The 23,911-nt window shown below is 37.4% G+C and carries 19 protein-coding genes and 1 rRNA gene; 9 read left to right on the forward strand and 11 right to left on the reverse strand.

Annotated elements, in window-relative coordinates; translation table 11 throughout:
- Nucleotides 1–93 precede the first annotated feature (93 nt).
- Nucleotides 94–1,645 (reverse strand): 16S ribosomal RNA (locus MHH71_RS12295).
- 491 nt (nt 1,646–2,136) lie between these two features.
- On the opposite strand from MHH71_RS12295, the gene MHH71_RS12300 reads away from it, so the two are divergent.
- Nucleotides 2,137–5,181, forward strand: coding sequence for an efflux RND transporter permease subunit (locus MHH71_RS12300; protein ID WP_033798632.1), 3,045 nt, complete (start codon nt 2,137–2,139; stop codon nt 5,179–5,181).
- Between the two features lie 72 nt (nt 5,182–5,253).
- Here the strand turns inward: MHH71_RS12300 and MHH71_RS12305 are convergent, their stop codons facing one another.
- From MHH71_RS12305 to MHH71_RS12320, 4 genes are all read right to left on the reverse strand, one after another.
- Nucleotides 5,254–5,778 carry an AAA family ATPase gene (locus tag MHH71_RS12305; RefSeq protein ID WP_018781982.1) on the reverse strand — a complete coding sequence of 175 codons (525 nt, stop codon included), beginning with the start codon at nt 5,776–5,778 and terminating at the stop codon, nt 5,254–5,256.
- Between the two features lie 169 nt (nt 5,779–5,947).
- Nucleotides 5,948–6,865 carry a phosphate ABC transporter permease PstA gene (gene pstA, locus MHH71_RS12310; protein WP_006093578.1) on the reverse strand — a complete coding sequence of 306 codons (918 nt, stop codon included), beginning with the start codon at nt 6,863–6,865 and terminating at the stop codon, nt 5,948–5,950.
- 2 nt (nt 6,866–6,867) lie between these two features.
- Nucleotides 6,868–7,758 carry a phosphate ABC transporter permease subunit PstC gene (pstC, locus tag MHH71_RS12315; RefSeq protein WP_026008547.1) on the reverse strand — a complete coding sequence of 297 codons (891 nt, stop codon included), beginning with the start codon at nt 7,756–7,758 and terminating at the stop codon, nt 6,868–6,870.
- A 69-nt stretch (nt 7,759–7,827) separates the two neighbouring features.
- A complete protein-coding gene (locus MHH71_RS12320; RefSeq protein WP_018765526.1) occupies nt 7,828–8,730 on the reverse strand; it encodes a phosphate ABC transporter substrate-binding protein PstS family protein in 903 nt (300 codons plus the stop codon).
- 513 nt (nt 8,731–9,243) lie between these two features.
- On the opposite strand from MHH71_RS12320, the gene MHH71_RS12325 reads away from it, so the two are divergent.
- The 3 genes from MHH71_RS12325 to MHH71_RS12335 are packed head-to-tail and all read left to right on the forward strand — an operon-like array spanning nt 9,244 to nt 11,598.
- The gene (locus MHH71_RS12325) at nt 9,244–9,501 is read left to right on the forward strand and encodes a FeoA family protein (RefSeq protein ID WP_006093576.1); all 258 of its coding nucleotides are present in this window, start codon (nt 9,244–9,246) and stop codon (nt 9,499–9,501) included.
- Nucleotides 9,498–10,220 carry a FeoB small GTPase domain-containing protein gene (locus MHH71_RS12330; protein WP_033798631.1) on the forward strand — a complete coding sequence of 241 codons (723 nt, stop codon included), beginning with the start codon at nt 9,498–9,500 and terminating at the stop codon, nt 10,218–10,220. The genes MHH71_RS12325 and MHH71_RS12330 overlap by 4 nt, the downstream gene beginning before the upstream one ends.
- On the forward strand, nt 10,198–11,598 hold the full coding sequence (locus MHH71_RS12335) for a nucleoside recognition domain-containing protein (RefSeq protein ID WP_033798630.1): 1,401 nt from the start codon (nt 10,198–10,200) through the stop codon (nt 11,596–11,598). Before MHH71_RS12330 ends, MHH71_RS12335 begins: the two co-directional genes overlap by 23 nt.
- Before the next feature lie 223 nt (nt 11,599–11,821).
- On the opposite strand, the gene MHH71_RS12340 is transcribed toward MHH71_RS12335, so the two are convergent.
- The 6 genes from MHH71_RS12340 to MHH71_RS12365 all read right to left on the reverse strand — a co-directional run bounded on the left by MHH71_RS12340 (nt 11,822) and on the right by MHH71_RS12365 (nt 17,936).
- Nucleotides 11,822–11,959: a hypothetical protein gene (locus tag MHH71_RS12340; protein WP_018781979.1), complete on the reverse strand. Its 138-nt coding sequence runs from the start codon at nt 11,957–11,959 to the stop codon at nt 11,822–11,824.
- An 11-nt stretch (nt 11,960–11,970) separates the two neighbouring features.
- The gene (locus MHH71_RS12345; RefSeq protein ID WP_033798629.1) at nt 11,971–13,137 is read right to left on the reverse strand and encodes a Ger(x)C family spore germination protein; all 1,167 of its coding nucleotides are present in this window, start codon (nt 13,135–13,137) and stop codon (nt 11,971–11,973) included.
- Complete coding sequence (locus MHH71_RS12350; RefSeq protein ID WP_006093572.1) at nt 13,121–14,242, reverse strand: endospore germination permease; 1,122 nt, start codon at nt 14,240–14,242, stop codon at nt 13,121–13,123. Before MHH71_RS12350 ends, MHH71_RS12345 begins: the two co-directional genes overlap by 17 nt.
- 1 nt (nt 14,243) lies before the next feature.
- On the reverse strand, nt 14,244–15,722 hold the full coding sequence (locus MHH71_RS12355; RefSeq protein WP_006093571.1) for a spore germination protein: 1,479 nt from the start codon (nt 15,720–15,722) through the stop codon (nt 14,244–14,246).
- Nucleotides 15,723–15,918: 196 nt separating this feature from the next.
- Nucleotides 15,919–17,100 (reverse strand): M20 family metallopeptidase, encoded by a 1,182-nt coding sequence (locus MHH71_RS12360; RefSeq protein ID WP_006093570.1) that lies wholly within the window; start codon nt 17,098–17,100, stop codon nt 15,919–15,921.
- 122 nt (nt 17,101–17,222) lie between these two features.
- The gene (locus MHH71_RS12365) at nt 17,223–17,936 is read right to left on the reverse strand and encodes a C39 family peptidase (protein WP_006093569.1); all 714 of its coding nucleotides are present in this window, start codon (nt 17,934–17,936) and stop codon (nt 17,223–17,225) included.
- 436 nt (nt 17,937–18,372) lie between these two features.
- Here MHH71_RS12365 and MHH71_RS12370 point away from each other — a divergent pair, with 436 nt between their 5' ends.
- The 5 genes from MHH71_RS12370 to qoxD all read left to right on the forward strand — a co-directional run bounded on the left by MHH71_RS12370 (nt 18,373) and on the right by qoxD (nt 23,842).
- Nucleotides 18,373–19,791, forward strand: a complete 1,419-nt coding sequence (locus tag MHH71_RS12370; protein ID WP_033798627.1) for an amino acid permease — start codon at nt 18,373–18,375, stop codon at nt 19,789–19,791.
- A 283-nt stretch (nt 19,792–20,074) separates the two neighbouring features.
- Complete coding sequence (gene qoxA / locus MHH71_RS12375; protein ID WP_003205897.1) at nt 20,075–20,950, forward strand: cytochrome aa3 quinol oxidase subunit II; 876 nt, start codon at nt 20,075–20,077, stop codon at nt 20,948–20,950.
- Between the two features lie 33 nt (nt 20,951–20,983).
- Nucleotides 20,984–22,918, forward strand: coding sequence for a cytochrome aa3 quinol oxidase subunit I (qoxB, locus tag MHH71_RS12380; RefSeq protein WP_006093567.1), 1,935 nt, complete (start codon nt 20,984–20,986; stop codon nt 22,916–22,918).
- 13 nt (nt 22,919–22,931) lie between these two features.
- Nucleotides 22,932–23,534 (forward strand): cytochrome aa3 quinol oxidase subunit III, encoded by a 603-nt coding sequence (gene qoxC, locus MHH71_RS12385; RefSeq protein WP_003195274.1) that lies wholly within the window; start codon nt 22,932–22,934, stop codon nt 23,532–23,534.
- Nucleotides 23,535–23,536: 2 nt separating this feature from the next.
- Nucleotides 23,537–23,842: a cytochrome aa3 quinol oxidase subunit IV gene (qoxD, locus tag MHH71_RS12390; protein WP_003195276.1), complete on the forward strand. Its 306-nt coding sequence runs from the start codon at nt 23,537–23,539 to the stop codon at nt 23,840–23,842.
- Nucleotides 23,843–23,911: the final 69 nt, after the last annotated feature.

Genomic DNA, 23,911 nt, shown 5'->3' on the forward strand with positions numbered 1-23,911 from the left:
TACATTTATTTCTGAGAGATAGTTCTCTCAAAACTGAACAAAACGAAACACGGAAACTTATATTGATGAACAGCGTTCATCAATTCTCCATAGAAAGGAGGTGATCCAGCCGCACCTTCCGATACGGCTACCTTGTTACGACTTCACCCCAATCATCTGTCCCACCTTAGGCGGCTGGCTCCAAAAAGGTTACCCCACCGACTTCGGGTGTTACAAACTCTCGTGGTGTGACGGGCGGTGTGTACAAGGCCCGGGAACGTATTCACCGCGGCATGCTGATCCGCGATTACTAGCGATTCCAGCTTCATGTAGGCGAGTTGCAGCCTACAATCCGAACTGAGAACGGTTTTATGAGATTAGCTCCACCTCGCGGTCTTGCAGCTCTTTGTACCGTCCATTGTAGCACGTGTGTAGCCCAGGTCATAAGGGGCATGATGATTTGACGTCATCCCCACCTTCCTCCGGTTTGTCACCGGCAGTCACCTTAGAGTGCCCAACTTAATGATGGCAACTAAGATCAAGGGTTGCGCTCGTTGCGGGACTTAACCCAACATCTCACGACACGAGCTGACGACAACCATGCACCACCTGTCACTCTGCCCCCGAAGGGGAAGCCCTATCTCTAGGGTTGTCAGAGGATGTCAAGACCTGGTAAGGTTCTTCGCGTTGCTTCGAATTAAACCACATGCTCCACCGCTTGTGCGGGCCCCCGTCAATTCCTTTGAGTTTCAGCCTTGCGGCCGTACTCCCCAGGCGGAGTGCTTAATGCGTTAACTTCAGCACTAAAGGGCGGAAACCCTCTAACACTTAGCACTCATCGTTTACGGCGTGGACTACCAGGGTATCTAATCCTGTTTGCTCCCCACGCTTTCGCGCCTCAGTGTCAGTTACAGACCAGAAAGTCGCCTTCGCCACTGGTGTTCCTCCATATCTCTACGCATTTCACCGCTACACATGGAATTCCACTTTCCTCTTCTGCACTCAAGTCTCCCAGTTTCCAATGACCCTCCACGGTTGAGCCGTGGGCTTTCACATCAGACTTAAGAAACCACCTGCGCGCGCTTTACGCCCAATAATTCCGGATAACGCTTGCCACCTACGTATTACCGCGGCTGCTGGCACGTAGTTAGCCGTGGCTTTCTGGTTAGGTACCGTCAAGGTGCCAGCTTATTCAACTAGCACTTGTTCTTCCCTAACAACAGAGTTTTACGACCCGAAAGCCTTCATCACTCACGCGGCGTTGCTCCGTCAGACTTTCGTCCATTGCGGAAGATTCCCTACTGCTGCCTCCCGTAGGAGTCTGGGCCGTGTCTCAGTCCCAGTGTGGCCGATCACCCTCTCAGGTCGGCTACGCATCGTTGCCTTGGTGAGCCGTTACCTCACCAACTAGCTAATGCGACGCGGGTCCATCCATAAGTGACAGCCGAAGCCGCCTTTGAATTTCGCACCATGCGGTGCAAAATGTTATCCGGTATTAGCCCCGGTTTCCCGGAGTTATCCCAGTCTTATGGGCAGGTTACCCACGTGTTACTCACCCGTCCGCCGCTAACTTCATAAGAGCAAGCTCTTAATCCATTCGCTCGACTTGCATGTATTAGGCACGCCGCCAGCGTTCATCCTGAGCCAGGATCAAACTCTCCAATAAAGTTAGTTTGTCTAGCATCTAAAATAAAAATTGACGTTTCACGTTGTTTGTTTCGTTCAGTTTTCAAAGAACTTGTCCATCGCCGATTGGCGACTTCCTTATGTTAGCATCTTCATTTTTCGATGTCAACTAAGTTTTTTAATTTCTTTTTTTCACTTTCTGCGTGTTCCGCATCAGCGACGTTTATTAATATACCATCCTTATTTTTAAATCACAAGTGTTTTTTTAAAAAAACTAAAAAAGTTTTCCACTTAATAATTTCGCCTCTTTATTTCATATTTAAATGGATTTTCTTCCTCCTGACTTCAACAGAATTTTAAAAGGCTAAAATACCCAGCCAACTCTCTAGCTCTTCCTTACAAAACCCTATTCACTCGCTACTTAAGAATAAATTTAGAATTTTTTTACATTTAATTAATGAAAGATATCCAGATTTTGTTATATAGTAACGAAGTAGGCTAAAAAACAACTTAAACGGAGGAATCATTTTTATGGATAGGTTAACAAAATTCTCATTAAAAAATCGAGCCGCTATCATCATCATGGTTTTTCTCATTTCTGTGCTCGGCATTTATTCCGGCTCCAAATTACCGATGGAGTTTCTACCCAGCGTCGATAATCCCGCAATAACTGTCACTACAATGTCTCAAGGGCTAGATGCTGAAACATTGACAAAAGAAGTAACCGAACCGCTCGAAAAAAAGTTTCGAAATTTGGAACACGTCGATACAATAACTTCTTCTACTTATGAAGGTTTATCTCGTATCGATATCGCTTATACATCTAAAGCTAATATGAAGGATGTTACACGCGAGGTCGAAAAAATTACCAGCAACGTAAATTTCCCAAAAGAAATTACAAAACCCGTCGTTAGTCAACTTAATACCTCTATGATTCCACTTGCACAAATTACCGTTCAAAAACAGAATGGTTTTACAAAAGCAGACGAAAAACAGATTGAAGAAGAAATCATCCCGCAACTTGAAAATATCGACGGCGTTGCTAACGTCATGTATTACGGTAAATCAACATCCGAGTTATCTATCCTCTTAGACCCAAATGAAATGAAAAATAAAAACGTAACACCACAGCAAGTATTAGCCGCTTTACAAGGAAAAGAAACTTCCACTCCAGTTGGTCAAGTTACTGTCAATAACGAAGACCACAGCCTACGCGTCATTGGAAATGTCAAAAATGTAGATGAAATAAAAAACATGTCACTTACCCCTCAAATCAAATTACAAGATATAGCTCAAGTAAAAATAAAACAACATTTTGATACCGTTTCACATGTGAATGGCGAAGAGGGAACTGGATTAGTTATTATGAAAGAACCTAGCAAAAATGCAGTTGCAATCGGAAAAGAAATTGATAAAAAAATAAAAACTATAAGCAAAGAATATAAAGATACTTATACAATTAAATTAATATCCTCTACTCACGAACAAGTTGAAAATGCAGTTATGAGCATGGGGAAAGAAGTCATTTTAGGAGCAATTGCTGCGACATTTATTATTTTAATCTTTTTACGCAGCGTTCGAACAACCCTTATCGCTGTCGTTAGTATTCCGTTATCCATTTTACTAACACTATTTTTACTTGATCAATCTAATGTTACATTAAACATTTTAACTCTCGGGGGCTTAGCAGTAGCGGTTGGTCGACTTGTTGACGATAGTATTGTTGTCATTGAAAATATCTTCCGGCGCTTACAAAAAGAACATTTTTCAAAAGACATCATTCTAGACGCCACAAAAGAGGTAGCTGTTGCGATTACCTCTTCTACTTTAACAACAGTCGCTGTCTTTTTACCTATCGGTCTTGTATCAGGTACAATCGGTAAGCTAATGTTACCTATGGTATTGGCCGTTGTATACTCTATACTTTCTTCACTAGTGGTGGCCTTAACCGTTGTTCCACTTATGGCATTTTTATTACTGAGAAAAACAAGGCAGCGTACACCGAAACCTTCAAGAAAGTATACAGCTACTTTAAAGTGGGCCCTTTCACATAAGTTTATTATTTTATTTTCTTCTTTCTTATTATTTGCCGGATCGATTGCTGCTTATATATTACTTCCAAAAGCAAATATCAAATCAGAAGACGATACGATGCTTTCAATTCAGATGACATTCCCAGCAAATTACGATTTTGAATCTAGAAAGCAAACAGCCTTTGATTTTGAAAAAAAATTACTTTCTAACAGCGATGTAAAAGATGTTATTTTACGAATGGGTTCCAGTGCTGAAGATGCACAGTTTGGATTTACAACTAAAAATAACCTTGCATCTATTGCTGTAGTCTTCAAAAAAGGAACAGATATCGATCAATATATCAAAAAACTTAAAAAAGAGCATGCAGACTTTAAACCAGCCGAATTCGATTATACAAAAGCAAGCTATTCTAATTCCGGCGGAGGAAACAACTTACAATTTAATGTGACAGCAAACAATGAGACAAATTTTAAAAAAGCTGCTGATGTCGTTGAAACAAAACTAAAAAGTATAGACAGTCTTTCTAAAGTAAAAACAAATCGAGAAGAGTCAAAAAAAGAATGGCAAATCGATATTGATCAAAAGAAAGCGGAACAAGTTGGATTAACACCAGAAACAGCCGGACAACAAGTTACATTCCTTATGAAAAAATCACCAATCGGGCAACTGACAATTAATGATGAGAAAACAACCATTATGTTGGAACATAAACAAGAAAAGATAAGTAACAAGGAAGATATTCTTAACACAAACATCTTATCACCTATAGCAGGGTCAATTCCTTTAAAAGATATTGCAACCATTTCAGAAAAACGATTACAAACAGAGATTTTCCATAAAGATGGAAAAGAAACCATTCAAATAACTGCCGAAGCAACAAATGAAGATTTAAGTAAAGTAAACACTGAAGTGAACAAAGCTATTTCAGAATTAGACCTACCAAACGGTGCGAAAGTTAAAATTGCTGGTGCAACTGAATCAATGCAAGAAGACTTTACAAATTTATTCAAAATCATGGGTATCGCCATCGGGATTGTTTATTTAATTATGGTTATTACTTTCGGGCAAGCACGCGCTCCATTTGCGATTTTATTCTCTTTACCACTAGCTGCTGTTGGCGGTATTTTAGGATTAATCATTTCAAGAACACCAGTCGATTTAAATGCACTCATCGGTGCATTAATGTTAATTGGTATCGTAGTCACCAATGCCATTGTATTAATAGAACGTGTTCAACAAAATAGAGAACACGGCATGACGACACGGGAAGCTTTACTAGAAGCAGGCTCTACAAGGCTACGACCAATTATTATGACAGCCATTACAACAATAGTAGCGATGTTACCATTATTATTCAGCCAATCACAAGCCGGCAGTATGGTATCTAAAAGTTTAGCGGTTGTTGTAATCGGTGGTTTAGCAGTTTCAACTGTGCTCACACTAGTTGTCGTCCCTGTTATGTATGAACTGTTAGATAAATTCGGTAAAAAACGACGCTCACGCAGAAAAGTAGTCTCTTCTATAGATACACCAAAAGCTTAACACCAAAAAACGTTATCTTCTGTTTTGAAGATAACGTTTTTTCTACTATAATATACAATTATAATTTCACGACTACTCATTCATATACGTCATCACTTCATCAATATAATCCGCTAAAGGCTTCCCAGAATCTACAATAAGATATGTAAAATCAGATGGTCGTTTACTACCATCTAACCCTTCTTTAAACACTTCTTCAGATTCCACTTTCTCAATTTGACTTATCATTCGTTCTCGTGTCTTTAGCCTATTATTAATTTCTTCTATATTATTAAGATAGCATTCAATATATTTGTATTTCACACGATGTTCCCTAGACAAGATCGTCCCCTTTTCCACCATTTCTATATAGAGACACGGGCTATCCAATATTACACTATGCCCCATGGATAAATGAAAATCTATTAGCGCCCATTCGATTTCATACGAAATTCCACCAGCGGCCGTTGTTTCAATTTGACGAGTTTCCAACGACTCTAGTAAGGCCGTTTTCACAATATCATGATCAATAACAATTGCACCTGTATTTTTCGCTATACGTCTAGAAAGTGTTGATTTTCCCGAACCCGGAAAGCCTGACATTTGTAGAAAAAACATGAAAAACTTCCTCTCCATCTCCATTCCAGCATTTACATACACAGGTATATATACAATATTTTATCTTCATACTCCTGCTATAACCGAGATTACCGGATTCACTTCACACAAAAAAGCTCCCTGTTTTTTTATAAACAGAGAGCTTCTTATCCATTTAGGGTACAAGCGTTTAAGCCGCTTTGGCTTTCGTTGTTTTACGAGATTTCTTAGCTCCCGTAAAACGTTTATGAAGTACAGATGCAGTAAAACGGGCAATAATATTAAAGAGTAATACCATAATAATTAAGACTGCTGCTGATTTTGTCGCAATTAACTTCGCATCTGGAATAATCCCTTCAGAGTTCAATTTCCAAATATGAACTGCTAATGTTTCAGCTGGTCGAAATGGATTCAACGGGTGTGCAGGACTTGAAAAATCGGCAGCAGAATTTAAAATCGGTGATGTTAATCCCGCTGTATAAATTAACGCCGCTGCCTCACCAAATATACGACCCGCAGCTAAAATAACCCCCGTAATAATTTGCGGCAATGCTGTGGGGATAATAATTCGCACAATCGTTTGCCATTTTGTTGCACCAAGCCCAAGACTCGCTTCTTTTACATTAGACGGAACTTCCGTAATCGCACTTTCACAAACACGCGTTAGACCCGGTAAATTTAAAATCGTTAAAGCAAGTGCTCCTCCCATTACCGTATAGCCCCAACCAGTCATTGTAACAAACACTAATAAACCAAATAACCCAACAACAATAGAAGGTAGTGATGCCATCGTTTCAATACATAAACGAACAAATCCTAAAAAGCGTCCTTGTTTCGCATATTCCGCAAGATAAATCCCTGCTCCTAATCCAAGCGGAATTGAAATGACTAAGGTAATAACAAGCATATAGAAAGAGTTGAATAACTGCGGACCAATTCCACCTCCAGCTCTTGTATTGCTTGGTTCTCCGAACAAGAAACTTGGATCCCAAAAACCCCAACCCTTTTGCAAAATTTCGTATACTAAGAAAACAAGTAAAGCTACTACAAACGCTGCAACTGCATATAAAATACCCGTCCAAATATTATTTACTTTTCTTGCGTTCATCGCTATCGTTCACCTCTTTGGCCAATTGCTCGTATTACTAAAATAAACAGGAATGAAATAACAAGTAATATCATTGCCAATGTCCATAAAGCGTTATTCCAGGCAGTTCCATTTAACGTATTCGTCATATCCATTGTTAGAATACCTGTCAACGTTGCCGTTGGACTATATATCCCTTCAGGCAATTTAACAGTATTCCCAATTACCATTTGAACCGCTAACGCTTCGCCGAAAGCACGAGCTAATCCTAGAACGACCCCTGTTAAAATACCTTTTTTTGCAGCTGGAACAATAACACGGCTAATCGCTTGCCATTTCGTCGAACCTAAACCATAAGAGGCTTCCAAATAATCAAAGGGAACCGAACGTATTGCATCGGAAGCAATACTAGCAATAGTAGGTAAAATCATAATACTGAGCACAATAATACCGGCAATTAAACTAAAACCAACACCACCGAATGAATCACGTAAAAGCGGAACTAAAATGGTAACCCCTAATAAACCATATACTACTGAAGGAATTCCAACTAATAATTCTAAAACAGGCTTTAATACCTTATTCCCAAACTTTGGTGAAATTAAGTTCATAAATATCGCAAGGGCAAGCGCGATTGGCGCACTAATAACGACCGCACCTAATGAAACAAGCATTGAACCAACAATAAAGATAACAGCACCAAACGATCCCTGATCAGCATTCGGGTTCCATTTTGTTGACGTCAATACCTCAGAAAATGAAATACCACTTTGCGTAAAAGATTGAATTCCTTTCCCGCAAATAAATGCAATAATTGCTAATGTAACAAGAACAATAAATATACCGCAAAACGTAACAAGCGTTCTTCCGATATATTCACTTTTTACATAATTAATTTGTTTTTTCCCCTTCATCACAGGACACAACCCCACTTCATAGATTGAAATGAACAAGGCTGGCCTCGCAGCCAGCCCGTTAAATGTTTACTTATTCAGTTTAGACATTGGAATATAACCCATATCTTCAACTTGTTTTTCGAAGTCTTTACCTTTTACATAATCGATATAAGCTTTTGTAGCTTCTTTCGCTTCCCCTTTTGTTACCATGTACTCATAAGACCAGAATGGATATTTGCCCGCAGAAATATTTTCAACTTTTGGCTCTGCACCATCAATTTTCACAGTTTGTAATGCACCTTTTTTATCGCCTACCATATAAGACATTGCAAGATAACTAATAGAACCAGGAGTAGAGTTAATTGCTTGTTCTACCGCACCGTTAGAATCTTGTGTTGTACCTGTTCCATCGTTAATCTTCGCATCTTTCATAACTGTTTTTTCAAATGTAGCACGTGTACCAGAAGATGCTGGACGGTTTACCACGTTAATTTTCTCATCTTTACCGCCTAGCTCTTTCCAGTTTGTAACTTTTCCAGAGAAGATATCTTGTACTTGTTTCACAGTTAAGTTATCAACCTTCACATCTTTATTTACAACAAGTGCAAATGCAATACCTGCCACTTTGTTATCTACTAATTCCTTCGCTTTTTCTGGATCTTTTATTTTATCTGCAGCTGGAACATCAGAGTTACCGATTTGAACCGCCCCAGAAGCTACTTGGTTAATCCCTGTTCCACTACCGCCACCTTGAACTTGAATAGAAACTTTCGAATTCTTTTCCATGAATTTTTTACCCGCTTCTTCAGCAAGCGGTTGAAGAGCTGTAGAACCAGCTGCCGCAATTGTACCCGACAATTCTTGTTTTGCATCGTTACTACCTTTAGCAGTTTCTTTGCTATCTGTGCTTTCTGATTTGCCGCATCCAACTAAAGCACCAGCAACCACTAATGCCGCTAACGAAAATTTAATACCTTTTTTCATAACCATGTCTTGTACCCCCATTTGGATTATCGCTTTTTCACATTCATCTACTTCTTTCGAACACAAATTCATTGTAGGACAATAATATTGTGTTAGTGTTAAGCGATTTTTAATTTTAAGTAAATAGAGGTCATAAGTCTAAAAAACCATATATCCCAACTCTTTTTATAAGAAAAACCAAAAGAATCCACACAAAATTGCCCGTATTGTAAATTTACTTTTAATAATGTAAATGTATTGTAAATAAAATTCTTGGTTTCACTACTTATATTAAAAATACATTTACAAATCTCTTTATTTTTTGAACTTTATAGCGTTCATTCCACATGTATCCCACATAATTTCAGTAATATTTTTCTGTACAACACAATAAATTGGAACAATTCTAAAAATAATTGAATATTTTTAAAGTACCAATTGACAACATCATTTCATGTAGTCTACTATATTAGTAACAAGAAGTTTCCCTCGGCAAACTTTTTAAACCAACACTAAAAATATAGAGAAGAGGTAACTTTTATGGTATCGGCTAATATCAAACCCCTTTCAAATTTCCAAACAGGGCAGTTTGTACAAATCGAGAAGATACAATTAGAAGGAACTATGAAACGTCGTTTATTAGATTTAGGCTTTATTCCCGGAGCTACTATTAAAGTATTGCAAAGAAGCCCGCTCGGAGATCCAACCGCTTATCAAGTGAGCAATACGACCATTGCACTGCGTAGTGAAGAAAGTTCCCTTATTTTCGGGAGATTAATAGGAGATGATTTAGTATGAAAAACCATCGCATTGCGCTAGCAGGAAACCCAAATACCGGAAAGAGCACATTGTTTAATACGTTAACAGGATTAAAACAACATACCGGAAACTGGACTGGCAAAACTGTATTAAAAGCAGAAGGTGAATATGAACATAACGGAAGTGTATATACCGTAATTGATTTACCTGGAACATACTCCCTATATTCAAACTCTGCAGATGAGGAAGTTGCACGGGATTATATTATTTTTGAAAAACCTGAGGTAACAGTAGTAGTTGTAGATGCAACTGCAATGGAAAGAAATTTAAATTTAGCATTACAAGTGATGGAAATGACTAACGACGTTATAGTGTGTATTAACTTAATCGATGAAGCAGAAAAAAAAGGAATCGTCATTGATGAAAAGAAATTAGCAAAATCACTGGGTGTACCTGTAGTCAAAATTTCGGCTCGAAACCGCGTTGGAATCGGGCATTTGCTAAATGTAATCGCTAAAGTGGCTAGCAAAAAATTAATTCCTACACCTGTTCAAATTACTTATAATGAACAAATTGAAAATATGATTCAGCAATTAGAACCTCAAATTTATAAAGTATTCGGTGATACATACCCTGCACGCTGGGTTGCACTACGAATACTAGATGGAGATAAAAACTTTCTAGCTACACTTCAAAAACATCATAAAGAGCCGCTGATAAGGGAGGTCGTAATAAATGAAATCTCACTCAGCCAGTAAGGCTCTTCCATTAGATTATATTGTTCAACATGCACAAACACTTACAAAAGATGATATACGAGATGATATTGTAGGGGATATTTATCGAACTTCCGCAAGTATATGTAAAGAAGCTGTTCAATACACGAATACTGATAAGTTATACCGTTCAGAGAGGCTAGATAAAATTTTCACTTCTCCTATATTCGGATTCCCAATTATGCTCGGAATTTTATCTATTATTTTTTATCTTACAATTGCAGGAGCTAACATGCCATCTGATATGATTGCTGAATTTTTCGGGTGGGCAGAAGGTCATTTAACCGCTTGGTTTCAAGCGATGAATGCACCGACTTGGGTACATGGCATCTTAATTCTCGGCTTATTCCGTGGTACTGGAGCTGTAATTAGTGTTATGTTACCACCTATGGCTATTTTCTTCCCTATGTTTGCTTTATTGGAAAATTACGGATATTTACCACGTGTTGCTTTTAACATGGATCGTTTATTCAAACGTTCTGGCGCTCACGGAAAACAATCATTAACAATGGCAATGGGGTTTGGTTGTAACGCTGCTGCCATTATGTCAACACGTATTATCGAATCACCACGCGAGCGTATGTTAGCGATTTTAACAAATAACTTCGTTCCATGTAATGGACGTTGGCCTACATTAATATTAATGGCATCATTATTCATGGCCGCTGGATATACCGGCAGTATGCAAACACTTGTTACGGCAGGTGTTGTAGTAGGAATGGTTATAATTGGGGTTATTGTAACATTAACTGTATCTTGGGTATTATCAAAAACCGCTTTAAAAGGCGTCCCAACTCACTATACGTTAGAGTTACCACCATACCGTAAGCCGAAAATTTGGAATACAATTGTACGTTCCACACTTGATAAGTCATTATATGTTTTAAAACGCGCGGTTATCGTAGCTGCACCGGCCGCTATGCTAACTTGGGTATTAGCAAATATTTATGTTGGTGACACAAGCCTACTTATGTATTTTGTGAATTTCTTAGATCCATTCGCTAAATCACTCGGGCTTGACGGATTTATTCTAGCTGCATTCATCCTTGGTTTGCCAGCTAATGAAATTGTCATTCCAATTTTATTAATGTCTTATTTATCAACTGGTGCTTTAACCGAACTAGATGATTTAAACCAAATTAAAAACTTGTTCTTAGAACATGGCTGGACTTGGTTAACTGCGTTAAATACAATGTTGTTCTCACTACTTCATTTCCCATGCGGAACAACATTGGTTAACATATATAAAGAAACAAAAAGTCCCAAATGGACATTTCTATCGTTTGCAATCCCTACCGTAATCGCCATTGTTGTTACATTCCTCACGTCGCAATTGGTACATTGGTTAGGGCTTGTATAAAGTGAAACTTCTATCAGTCGGGAGTTTTTTTCATCCCCACTTGTCTGTAAAGGCCCGCATCAATCGGGCTTTTACGGACAGTTATTCACCACCTATCTTCCTCGCTTTCATTTGAATTTTGCGGTGGGTGGATTACTTTTCGTTAATGCGGGATAAAGTGAGACAGGCATCAATAGAGGGAATCTCATTAACGCTTCGTTGATTATTAAAGGAATTCTGAGATTTATTCAGATTTCCTTTTTTGCTTATTCTTTTGCCACGGCTGTGCACCATACTCCATAATTTTCTTATGAAGAAAGTATACTGTATATGGGAGAATTGCCATTAATACCGTGCAGGTTATACTTAATTTAGTAAACAAGACAACCCCTCCTACTTTACCCGAGTCGGCAATGAAGAACCCGAATGTTCAATTGTTGGATGTACTTGAACCACAATGTCACAATTACTAAAATAGTTCTTACCTTGATCCCAATTCTTTTTTATTTTGCTCCACTTTTTATAATCATGACGTTTATATTCTTCTCCCACGCCTAATACATCCACCTTATAATCTTTTTGCACAATTTTTATTGTTTTTTGAATACGTTTTTCCATCTCTTTTGCAATATACTGCTTTAGTTTCTTCTCTCCCATAACTTGGTCATGATCACTAAAATGCAGTTCTGCCAAAGTTCCTTTTAACGATAAATCAATAACAAACTTTGGCTTAGTAGCATTTGTAACGGACGTAGTAATTTTACGACGCATTTTATGAATTTCATATGTAACAAATTCATTCCCTTTACGAATCGTAAAAAAACCCGCCATCTTCTTTCCAATAATATAATTTAATCCTAGTGTATTTTCTCCACTCAACCTACCGACAAGCTTATTATCCTTCCCTCTAAATAAAGCCGCTCCATTCATTTGCACCCCTTGTTTTGTCAATCCTAAAACAGGCAATACAAAACTTCTTTTAGCTGTAATTTTCTCCTGAATATCACCAATCCGAGCCGCTTCTATCATCTGTGCATTTTTCGGAGCGTGGTCAACTAACATATCAATATACTTTGCAGGTAAATTCTCAGGTTTTGCACTTTGGTTTAATACATCCTCTGCTTTTTTTTCAGAAACAAAAATACGAATGTTCCGTCTCATTTCATGGTCACGAACATATACATCCAATGTATTTTCTAACACATACGGTTTTGCTAACAAATCGTTAGAAAAAATTAGCACTTGTATATGAGGGAAAAATAGTGCACGACTAATCTTTTTAGCAACGATACGAATTTGTTCAAAAACCCCATCTGCTACCGCACTAATATTAATATAGTTTTTACTCCCCGTATTTCCTTGTGCTCCTTGTGGTGTTAGCGTTCTAGGCAAAACCATTTGGTATGTTCCCTTCATAACCGGATTGGACTTTTTTTCTTTTACAAGATCGTACGCTGCCCCTACAACAAACCCTCTCTCCTCAATTTCTTGTTGCTCGGAACAAGCGCTGAGATAACATAACAAACTAATCAGGTATATGAATTTAAGAAGGCGTTTCATTTCTACCAGCCCTTCTTTTTATTTTATATACAATTAGCACTAGTAAGGGCACCAATAGGATACACCCCATATCTATCCAAGCTAAATATGTACCATAATCCGATAACTTTCTCACATCTCCTGGAACCATATTGATCATAAAAATAATAGGTGCACTTATAAAAATAAAAATATGTTTATTTAATTTAGAAAACATTGCACAAAACAATAGAGAAGCAATGTCATAATACATAGCTGTTGTGTTATAAACCGTAATAATCCAAGTCGTAAAGAAGATTGCGTCGAATCGTTCTAAAAATCCTCCTCCAATTTCAATTTCCTTTCCCAACTCAATTGTAGGATACGTCAATCCCCTCGTTGTCATATACGAAAAAACACTAATACAGGTTACATAAATTAAAATATACGACATAACAGTTACCATTACTCCTTTGGCTACAGCCAAAGGAGCTTTTTTTATATTCCCCTTCAACATCATGGAATAAAAAAGAGCAACTTCGAATCCAATAAAAGTAAAAATAGAATCTTTAATTCCTGCTGCATATTTACTTACTTTTGTTTGAAATACTGGCAATAAGCTATCTACCTCCATTAAATTTATATTTAATAAAGACAAGAGCAACATAGCTATTAGGACAATCGGTAAAAATATTACATTCAGTCTTAGTAATGCAGCTCTTGATCCACTTACTCCGTAAATCACAACCAGTAAAAAGAAAAAAGAAAGCCATTGTATAGGCGTATCACTAAATAAATACATTTGTGAAATAATAGAAATTGTTCTGACCTCATACCCTGTCAATGCAACAAATGTCAAAATCAAAATAACACTAAATACGTAAGTAACTGGTTTTGTTAAATAAACACTTGTATATTCAACAAAATTTTGTTTTGGAAATAAAATCGCAACTTTTGTTACAAACCAAGCAAAAAATGCACATATAGTTCCACCCGCTAATAAAATGATCCAACCATCAGAAAACAAAGTTTGTGTAGCAATGACCCTTGGCATTGCCAATGCACCAGTACCAATAATAGCTGAAGATACTGCAACAGCAAGTTCACGAGATCCAATTTCTTCATCCCCGTACTCAAATGGTCTCAATTTACTCCCGCTCCTTTGGACGTAATGTATCATCCTTCGTTTGTAAATATTCTGGTCGTTCCTTAAGCATTGCTTTTGGTAAGCGAATAATTTCTTCTTTCCAATCTTTATAGAATGCTGGCGCAATAGGCGTGGTATAAGGTACTCCCACACTCTTTAAATTTGTAAGATGAATTGCTAGCGCAATTAAAGCCAAAATAATACCGTATAGTCCGAATACTGTAGCAGCTAAAACGAATACAAATAATAAAATTCGAAATGTAATTGTGATGCTATATACCGGAAGAGAAAAAGTAGCAATGGCAGTTACAGCAATGATAATTACTAAAAAAGGATTTACAATCCCTGCACTTACTGCCGCTTCTCCAATTACAAGCCCACCAACAATTCCGATTGTTTGCCCCATCGGTCTTGGTAGCCTGATACCGGCCTCTCTTATCAGTTCCATCGTGAGCGCCATCATAAACGTTTCAATATAAGCTGGAAATGGCACCCCTTCTCTCGCTCCAGCAATAGAATAAGCCAATTTCGATGGAATCAGCCCTTGATGATAAGAGACAAGAGCTACATACATAGCTGGCAATAAAACTGCAATAATACCAGCCCCCATTCGTAAAAACCTTAGTAACGTTCCAATTATCCAACGTTCATAATGATCTTCTACGGATTGAAATATATCAATCAAAACTAGTGGGGCAATGAGAGCAAAAGGAGATCCGTCTACTAAAATTGCCGCTTTTCCTTTCGCCAACGAAGCGACTACATTATCAGGTCTTTCTGTACTCAAAAATTGCGGGAAAGGCGACAAATTATTATCTTGAATTAACTGTTCAATTGTTCCTGTTTCAAGAACAATATCTGTTACTATCGATTGGAGCCTTCGATTTAACTCTTCTACAAAATAAGGATTAATAATATCTTCTATATATACTAAAGTTACTTCTTTTTGCGAACGCTTCCCCATGATATAAGATTGAAACCTGAGCTGCGGATCACGCAGACTACGACGAATTAACATTTTATTTACATTAATATCCTCATTAAATCCAATTCTTGGTCCACGGATTAAAGCTTCTGTAACCGGAGATTCTAAACTTCTTTTTTCCCACGCTCGACTGTTTACAACTACCGCAGATGGAATGTCATCAATTAGTACGATTGTATCTCCAGCTAAAAGAGCATTTATAATCCCCGGAAACGTTTTTGCAATACTCACCTCTGTAATAGAAAGGAAACGATCCAGCAGAGTTTGAATGATTGCAGCTTGTTTTGGTAATTCTTCATATTGAAGTGGCCTGATAATAAACTTATAAATATTATCTTTATCTGTTAATCCGCATAAAAAAACAACCGCACAACGTGTAGAGCAACCGGCAAGTGTAAATTCTCTAACCGTTAGATCATTAGGTGAATCTAACTTTTCTCGAATTTCCTTTGTAATTTTAGATAAGTTAGCATCTAACTTTAACAAATTCCCCACCTAACTTTCTTTTCAACAAGTTGTAGTTAGATTTCGCCAATAGAAACAAATATATACAAAAAGAGCTATCTCTTTTATAAGATAGCTCTTACATATGAATTATTTATCCCGCATTAACGGACAGTAACACTCCCGATTGGTGAGTGCTAATAATCAGTGGGGGATGGAGAAAACCCCCACTGATTAAAGTTTCACTTTATCTACTATCTCCTTTTCTCATAAAATTCAACACAGATGAAACAAAAACTTCTACCCCAATCGGCAAAGCATCTTCATCAATTGTAAAACGAGGATGATGATGCGGATACACAATCCCCTTCTCTTTATTCCCAGCACCAATAAAGAAAAATGTGCCTGGCGCTTCTTGTAAAAAGGCCGAAAAATCTTCTCCGGCCATCGTCGGCTCTAAACGAACTACTTGTTCCCTTCCGTAAAGCTCTAGTGCTGTATTTTCAACAAATTGCGTAACCTGTTCATCATTTACAACTGGACGATAGCCGTACTCATATGAAAATGTATAATTTGCGCCATAAGATTCCGTAATATGTTTAACAAACTTTTCAATTCGCTGCGCAGTTTGTTCTCGTAATTCATGCTTCAGACTTCTTACCGTCCCTTCAATTGTTGCCTGTTCTGGAATTACATTATGCGTTGTTCCCGCATGAAACTGCGTTACAGATAAAACGAGAGAATCTAGCGGATTCGTAAGACGCGATACGATTTGTTGGAGCTGCGTAATTATTTGTGTACCGATTGCAATACTATCAACTGTTTCATGCGGAATACCCGCATGTCCACCTTTTCCTTCTATTGATATTTTAAATACATCAGGCGCTGCCATCGCTGGACCATAAATCACACCAACTTTGCCAACTTCTAAAGAAGCCCAAAGATGCGCCCCGATAATATAATCCACATTTTCCATCACGCCTGCTGCAACCATTTCTTGTGCACCACCTGGAAAATTTTCTTCAGCATGTTGAAATAGAAAACGAATTTCCCCTTTAATTTTTTCCCTTTGCTCTACGAGCGCATATACAGTGCCAAGGAGCATTGCAATGTGACCATCATGCCCACATGCATGCATCACTCCTGGATATGTAGAAACAAATTCAAATTGATTTTCTTCTTGAATTGGAAGGGCATCCATATCAGCACGAATTGCAATCACTTTTCCAGGTTGTTCACCAATTAATCTTGCCATCATGCTGTACTTTGTCGGCCTTGAAATTTCTAGATGAGGAATTGTTTGAAGTATGTCGTATATATACTGAGATGTTTTTTCTTCTTGAAAAGATAACTCTGGATATCTGTGAAAATGCCTTCTCCATTTTATTAATCGTTCTTTAGAAAGAACAATATCTTTGATTTCACCCATCTATCCTCTTCCTTTCTTCACTAAGCTAAACGTTATTATAGCTCGAAGCAAAAACAAAATAAACAATATTCCGAATATTTAACTTACAATAAAAGCCACCTAACATTAGATAGCTTTTATTTTTATAAAATAGTAATTGCTTGTTTTCCCATTTGTTCCCACGCTTTTTCAAATTCAGAACGTGATACTTTTTTATTCGGATTGTTAGCTAACGGATCATTCATATATACAAAGTTTTGATCGTACCCAACAACTACTGCACTATGCTCATAATATGTAATTTTCACATCACCGTTATTTGTATTCCAGGTTTCAAAACTCTCCTCAGCTAGCGGCTGAAACGTTGTATTTGCAATTACCCATACTGGTGAGCCTGAACTAATGACTTTATATACATCTTCAATCTCTCTTCCAGTTAAATTAATCGTTTTTTCAGGTACATACTTTTCTGCAAGTTTAAAAATCGGCCCATGATAAACACCGTAACCTGGTTCGGATTTCGTATAAATATTTCCAACAAATCCTTCATGAGGATTTCCTCGAAGATTATTTTCTTTAAATGGAACATGATTGATTTCACTTGCAAGTTGCATCTTATCCACTTGTACACCTTTATACTGCAATAACATTGCTAAACTCGTAACCTCACAACCTCGCTGTAATTCCGGAAGTTGTTTTATAAATGGAACATTTTCAATCATAGCTGTTTCTTTCATATCAAACAAAAAATTCACTCGTAACTCTTGTACTTTTTGAAGAATTTTATTTTTCCCTACAAAAATAGCAACAACAAGTATAATTCCTACAATACATATATATTTGAATTTTTTAAACATATGCAAAACTCCATTACATCATTATTTTCATCAAACACTATCCTTTTTATTGTACCTTTCTTCTACCTAGTTTGCTAGAAAGATTATATGAATTATTATTCAATTCAACTGTTTTAAAATTCTAATTTTTTGTAATAAAAAGAAAAATGAATATACATTTTCAGAATATTTTGCTAGAATTAAAAATGTTTAATGTGGTTAAAGAAATTGAATTTCTTTTATTCACAAAACAAAAATCAAGGAACACTAATCGTTTCGTTGTTGTTTTTTATGACTACTCAAGCACCCAGAAAATATACGTAATCCATTCGTATAGGAACATAAAGAAAACTACAATCAGTATGTTTTTTATCCCCCACTGATGATTAGCGAAACGAAGCAAGCTCAATATTCATTGAGTAAAACAAACAAGAGAAAAGTACGGGGTGAAGGGAATATGAATCAAACAACTACAGAACAAACTAGTTTAAAACGTACAATGAAAAGCAGACACCTTTTTATGATTGCGCTCGGAGGTGTCATCGGTACGGGATTATTCATGGGATCAGGACAAATCGTCCATAATGCCGGACCTGGTGGGGCAATCCTTGCATTTTTAGTTGGTGGTTTCGTCATGTATTTAACAATGCTCTGTCTTGGCGAATTATCCGTTGCCATGCCAGAAGCAGGTTCATTCCAAAGTTATGCAAGCAAATTTATTTCACCTGGTTTTGGATTTGTCGTTGGCTGGATGTATTGGTTAAACTGGGCTGTTACAGTTGGGGTAGAGCTAACGACTGTTAGCATTTTAATGAAGCGTTGGTTTCCAGACGTATCTTCATGGATTTGGTGTGTTACATTTGCAGTAATCCTTTTTCTTGTAAACGCTTTATCAACAAAAGCATTTGCAGAGACGGAGTTTTGGTTTTCCAGTGTAAAAGTCTCAACAATTGTTGTCTTCATTATACTTGGAGGCGCTGTTATGTTTGGGTTCTTAGATTTCAATGGGCAACCCGCACCAATGCTTCATAACTTCACCGAAAATGGTGGATTATTTCCAAATGGTGCCTTAGCTGTTCTTCTCACAATGATTACTGTAAATTATTCCTTCCAAGGAACCGAACTAATTGGAATTGCTTCAGGTGAAAGTGAAAACCCTGAAAAAACAATTCCAAAAGCAATTAAAAATACAATTTGGCGTACTTTATTCTTTTTCGTACTAGCAATTGCTGTTGTTGTTGGTTTACTTCCATGGCAGGAGGCTAATCTTGTAGAAAGTCCATTTGTACTTGTTTTTGATACAGTTGGTATTCCATATGCGGCTGACATTATGAATTTTGTCATTATTACTGCTGTACTATCAGTAGCAAATTCAGGATTATACGCGAATTCACGTATGCTTTGGGCTATGTCAAAACAAGGTATGGCAAGTCCTGCATTTGCAAAATTAACAAAAAAGGGACTACCACTGAATGCTTTAATTTTCAGCTTAGTCTTTGCAAGTCTCTCGCTTTTAACAAGCGTATTTGCAGCAGATACAGTCTTTTTAGTACTAACATCAATTGCAGCGATGGCAGCAGTTGTCGTCTGGATGTCAATTGCTGCTTCACAATTTTTCTTTCGAAGAGATTTTATAAAGAATGGCGGAAATATAAACGATTTAAAATATCGTACACCCCTTTATCCAATCGTTCCAATTGTTGCTTTTTCTTTAAATTTCATTACATTCGTTAGTTTAGCTTTTATACCGGATCAACGTATCGCACTTTATTGCGGAATTCCATTTATGATTATTTGCTACATCTTGTATCAAATTAAATATAAAAAAGTTGTCACATTTGAAAAGCAACGAAATATTACACAAGGAATAAACTAAATATATAAAATATTCAACTATCTTATCCTATGATAAGATAGTTTTTTTCTATTTTTTGGATATGCTGGTATAACTTTATTTATCTTAAAATTTTTACAATCATGTTTTCATCAAAAAAATAGTTTACAATGTTATCAAGTTACAAATGATATTCACCGTAAAAAGTGTGCATTTGTGTCTATTTTTTAACAATATGACAAAAACTATTGCCTTCTATAAATTAATAGGTTTATATTGTTTTATTGGCATAGTTTCAATCCAAGGAGAAAGGAGATTTTCAATCGTGCAACTGAAAAAAAAATTTTGGAAGTTGGCTTCGCTTCTTCCACTATCACTACTCTTGTTCCTCGGTGGCTGTGATAAAAAACTTGCAGTATTAAATCCGCAGGGGCCTGTTGCAAAAACACAGTATGATTTAATCGTTTGGTCATTCATACTCATGTCGTTGATTATTGCAATTGTATTTATCTTGTTTACAGTCATCTTGATTCGTTACCGTGAAAAACCAGAAAATATGGACTATGAGCCACCTGATATACACGGTAATACTCTTTTAGAAATTATCTGGACTATTTTCCCTGTTATCATCGTGATTGCATTGTCAATCCCAACAGTAAAAGCAACATTTGCATCGGAAAAGCAGCCAGAGCAAACAAAAGATATGAAACCAGTTGAAATTTACGTTACATCTGCCAACTGGAAATGGTTATTCAGTTATCCAGAGGAAAATATTGAAACCGTTAACTATTTAAATGTACCAGCAGGTGTACCAATTCAATTTAAGCTAACTTCTGTTGGTCCAATGAATGCCTTCTGGATTCCAGAGCTTGGTGGTATGAAATACACAATGGATGGCATGATTATGGACTTATATCTACAGGCTGATAAGCCAGGTTCTTACATTGGCCGTAGCGCAAACTTCTCTGGTGAAGGATTCACTGACATGGAATTTGAGCTTGAAGCAAAAACAAAAGAAAAGTATGACAAGTGGGTAAAAGAAGTAAAAGAAACTGCTAAACCACTTACAGAAGAAAAATACAATGAAATCATTAAACCTGGTGTAGTAGGGCGTATGACATTCACTAATACACATTTAAAATACGTAGATCCAAAATCACTTGAATATTGTGATTACAACTACTACAAAAACAAAAAGTAATAACGAATATTCCGACAGATTGGAGTGAATATAGTGAAGCTTGATGAATTTTTTGTCACAGGCGATCCGATTATCTATGGAGCGGACGTATCTATTGTTCTTGTGACGTTAGCGATCCTTTTTGTGCTAACAAAGTACAAAAAATGGAGATGGCTTTGGGATGAGTGGTTAACTTCTGTTGACCATAAGAAAATTGGGGTTATGTATATCATTTCAGCAATTGTAATGATGTTCCGCGGCGGTATGGACGGCTTAATGATTCGTGCCCAGTTAACGTTCCCTGACACAACATATTTAAACGCTGAACACTATAATGGTATATTTACAACACACGGTACGGTTATGATTCTCTTCATGGCAATGCCGTTTGTTATGGGACTTATGAACGTTGTTGTTCCTCTTCAAATTGGAGCACGTGACGTTGCATATCCTTTCTTAAATGCATTAAGTTTTTGGTTATTCTTCGTAGGTGCTATGTTATTTAACATCGCCTTCGTTATCGGTGGTTCTCCAGACGCTGGGTGGACATCATACTTCCCAATGGCTGGTACAGAATTCTCACCTGGAGTAGGAAATAATTTCTATGCAATTGCATTGCAGATTTCAGGTCTCGGGACGCTGATGACAGGGATTAACTTCATGGTAACAATCTTAAAAATGCGTGCACCAGGCATGAAGTTAATGCAAATGCCAATGTTTACATGGTCTATTCTAATTACATGTGTAATCATTATCTTTGCTTTCCCAGTATTAACAGTTGCTCTTGCATTAATGACATTCGACCGTCTATTTGATGCTCACTTCTTTACAATGGCAAGCGGCGGTATGCCAATGCTTTGGGCGAACTTGTTCTGGGTATGGGGTCACCCTGAAGTATATATCGTTATTTTACCGGCATTCGGTATTTTCTCTGAAATCGTAAGTACATTCTCACGCAAGCGCTTATTTGGATATACAGCAATGGTGTATTCAATGGTTGCAATCGCAGCTCTAAGTGGTCTTGTATGGCTGCATCACTTCTTTACAATGGGTGCAGGACCAGCAGTTAACTCATTCTTCTCGATTTCAACAATGGCAATTTCTATCCCAACCGGTGTTAAAATCTTTAACTGGTTGTTTACGCTTTATAAAGGTCGTATCCGTTTTACAGTTCCAATGCTTTGGTCATTGGCATTTATTCCAAACTTCGTAATTGGTGGAGTTACGGGTGTTATGCTTGCGATGGCAGCAGCTGACTATCAATACCATAACAGCTACTTCCTAATCGCTCACTTCCACTACGTATTAATCGCTGGTACAGTATTCGCGATGCTTGCTGGATTTACATTCTGGTATCCGAAGATGACTGGTCATATGCTAAATGAACGCCTTGGTAAATGGACATTCTGGATCTTTATGAGTGGATTTAACATTTGTTTCTTCCCAATGTACTTCTTAGGTTTAGATGGTATGACTCGTCGTATGTACACTTACTCTGCAGACCTTGGATGGGGTTGGTTAAACCAAATCGCATCTGTCGGTGCAGTAATGATGGCAATTGGCTTCGCCTTATTATGCTACAACGTAGTTTATAGCATTCGTCACGGTGAGCGCGATGTAACCGGAGATCCTTGGGATGCTCGTACACTTGAGTGGGCAACACAATCTCCAGTACAACATTACAATTTCGCAAAATTACCAGAAATTAAGTCTAGTGATGTATTCTGGGAAATGAAGAAGAACGGCGAAACTATTACACCAAAACCTGAAGAGTTGAAACCAATTCATATGCCAAGTACTACAGGCGTTCCAATCATTATGTCTTGTTTTATCGGTCTTGCAGGTTTTGCACTAGTATTTAGCTGGTTCTGGTTAGCAATTGTCGGTGGTATTGGTATGTTAGGTTGTATGATCTGGCGCTCGTTTGATTACGACGACGGATATTACGTTAGCGTAGATGAAATTAAAAAGACAGAACATGTTGCATGAGAGGTGAAACGAAATGGCGGCTTTAGATAAAAGCTTACCTCTAGAATATCAATCCGAACAAAGCAGATTGAATATTTTAGGGTTTTGGATTTTTCTTGGGGCTGAAATCGTGCTGTTCGCAACACTTTTCGCCTCTTATCTAGTACTTGCTGGTCGTACGGCTGATGGCCCTACACCAGCTCAGCTGTTTGAACTTAAAACCCTTTTAATTCAAACGCTCCTACTTTTAACAAGTAGTTTTACATGCGGTATCGCAATTCATGAAATGCGTAAGCACAACCAAAAAGCAATGTTAGGATGGTTCATCTTCACATTAATTTTAGGTGCAGGCTTCCTTTTCTTTGAAGTTGAAGAGTTTATGGCTTATGTTGCAGAAGGCGCAACAATCCAAACAAGCGGATTCTTATCTGGATTCTTCGTTCTTCTTGGAACGCATGGTGCCCACGTAACAGCTGGTATCATTTGGGCAACTTGTGTTGTTATCCAAATTTTAAAACGAGGTTTAACACCAGTTACAGCTCGTAAAGTATTTATTATCAGCTTATACTGGCATTTCCTTGATGTTGTTTGGATCTTCATTTACACACTAGTTTACTTGAATGGGATGGTGGCGTAATAATGGGACAAAACAATACTCAAGCAAACGCACATAGCGGTTTTCCATGGTCACACGTTTTCGGATTTATTTTATCGCTTGCATTAACGTTCCTCGCTGTATATGTAACGTTATATACAAGCTTGCCACTTTCAACAATCTTAACAGCCATTCTTGTAATGGCAGTGGCACAAGCAGCATTGCAATTTGTTATGTTTATGCACATGACAGAAGGCGAAGGAGTAATACAAACAATCACAATCGTATTCCACTTTTTCATCGCTGCAGTAACGGTTGTTGGTACAGTTTGGATTTTCTTCTCTATGTAATGAACATGAAAAAGACTGCTGAGGTAATCTCAGCAGTCTTTTTTTATTTATTGTACTATTTTCTCTTCC

Source organism: Bacillus sp. FSL H8-0534, assembly GCF_038005885.1.
Lineage (GTDB): Bacteria > Bacillota > Bacilli > Bacillales > Bacillaceae_G > Bacillus_A > Bacillus_A pseudomycoides.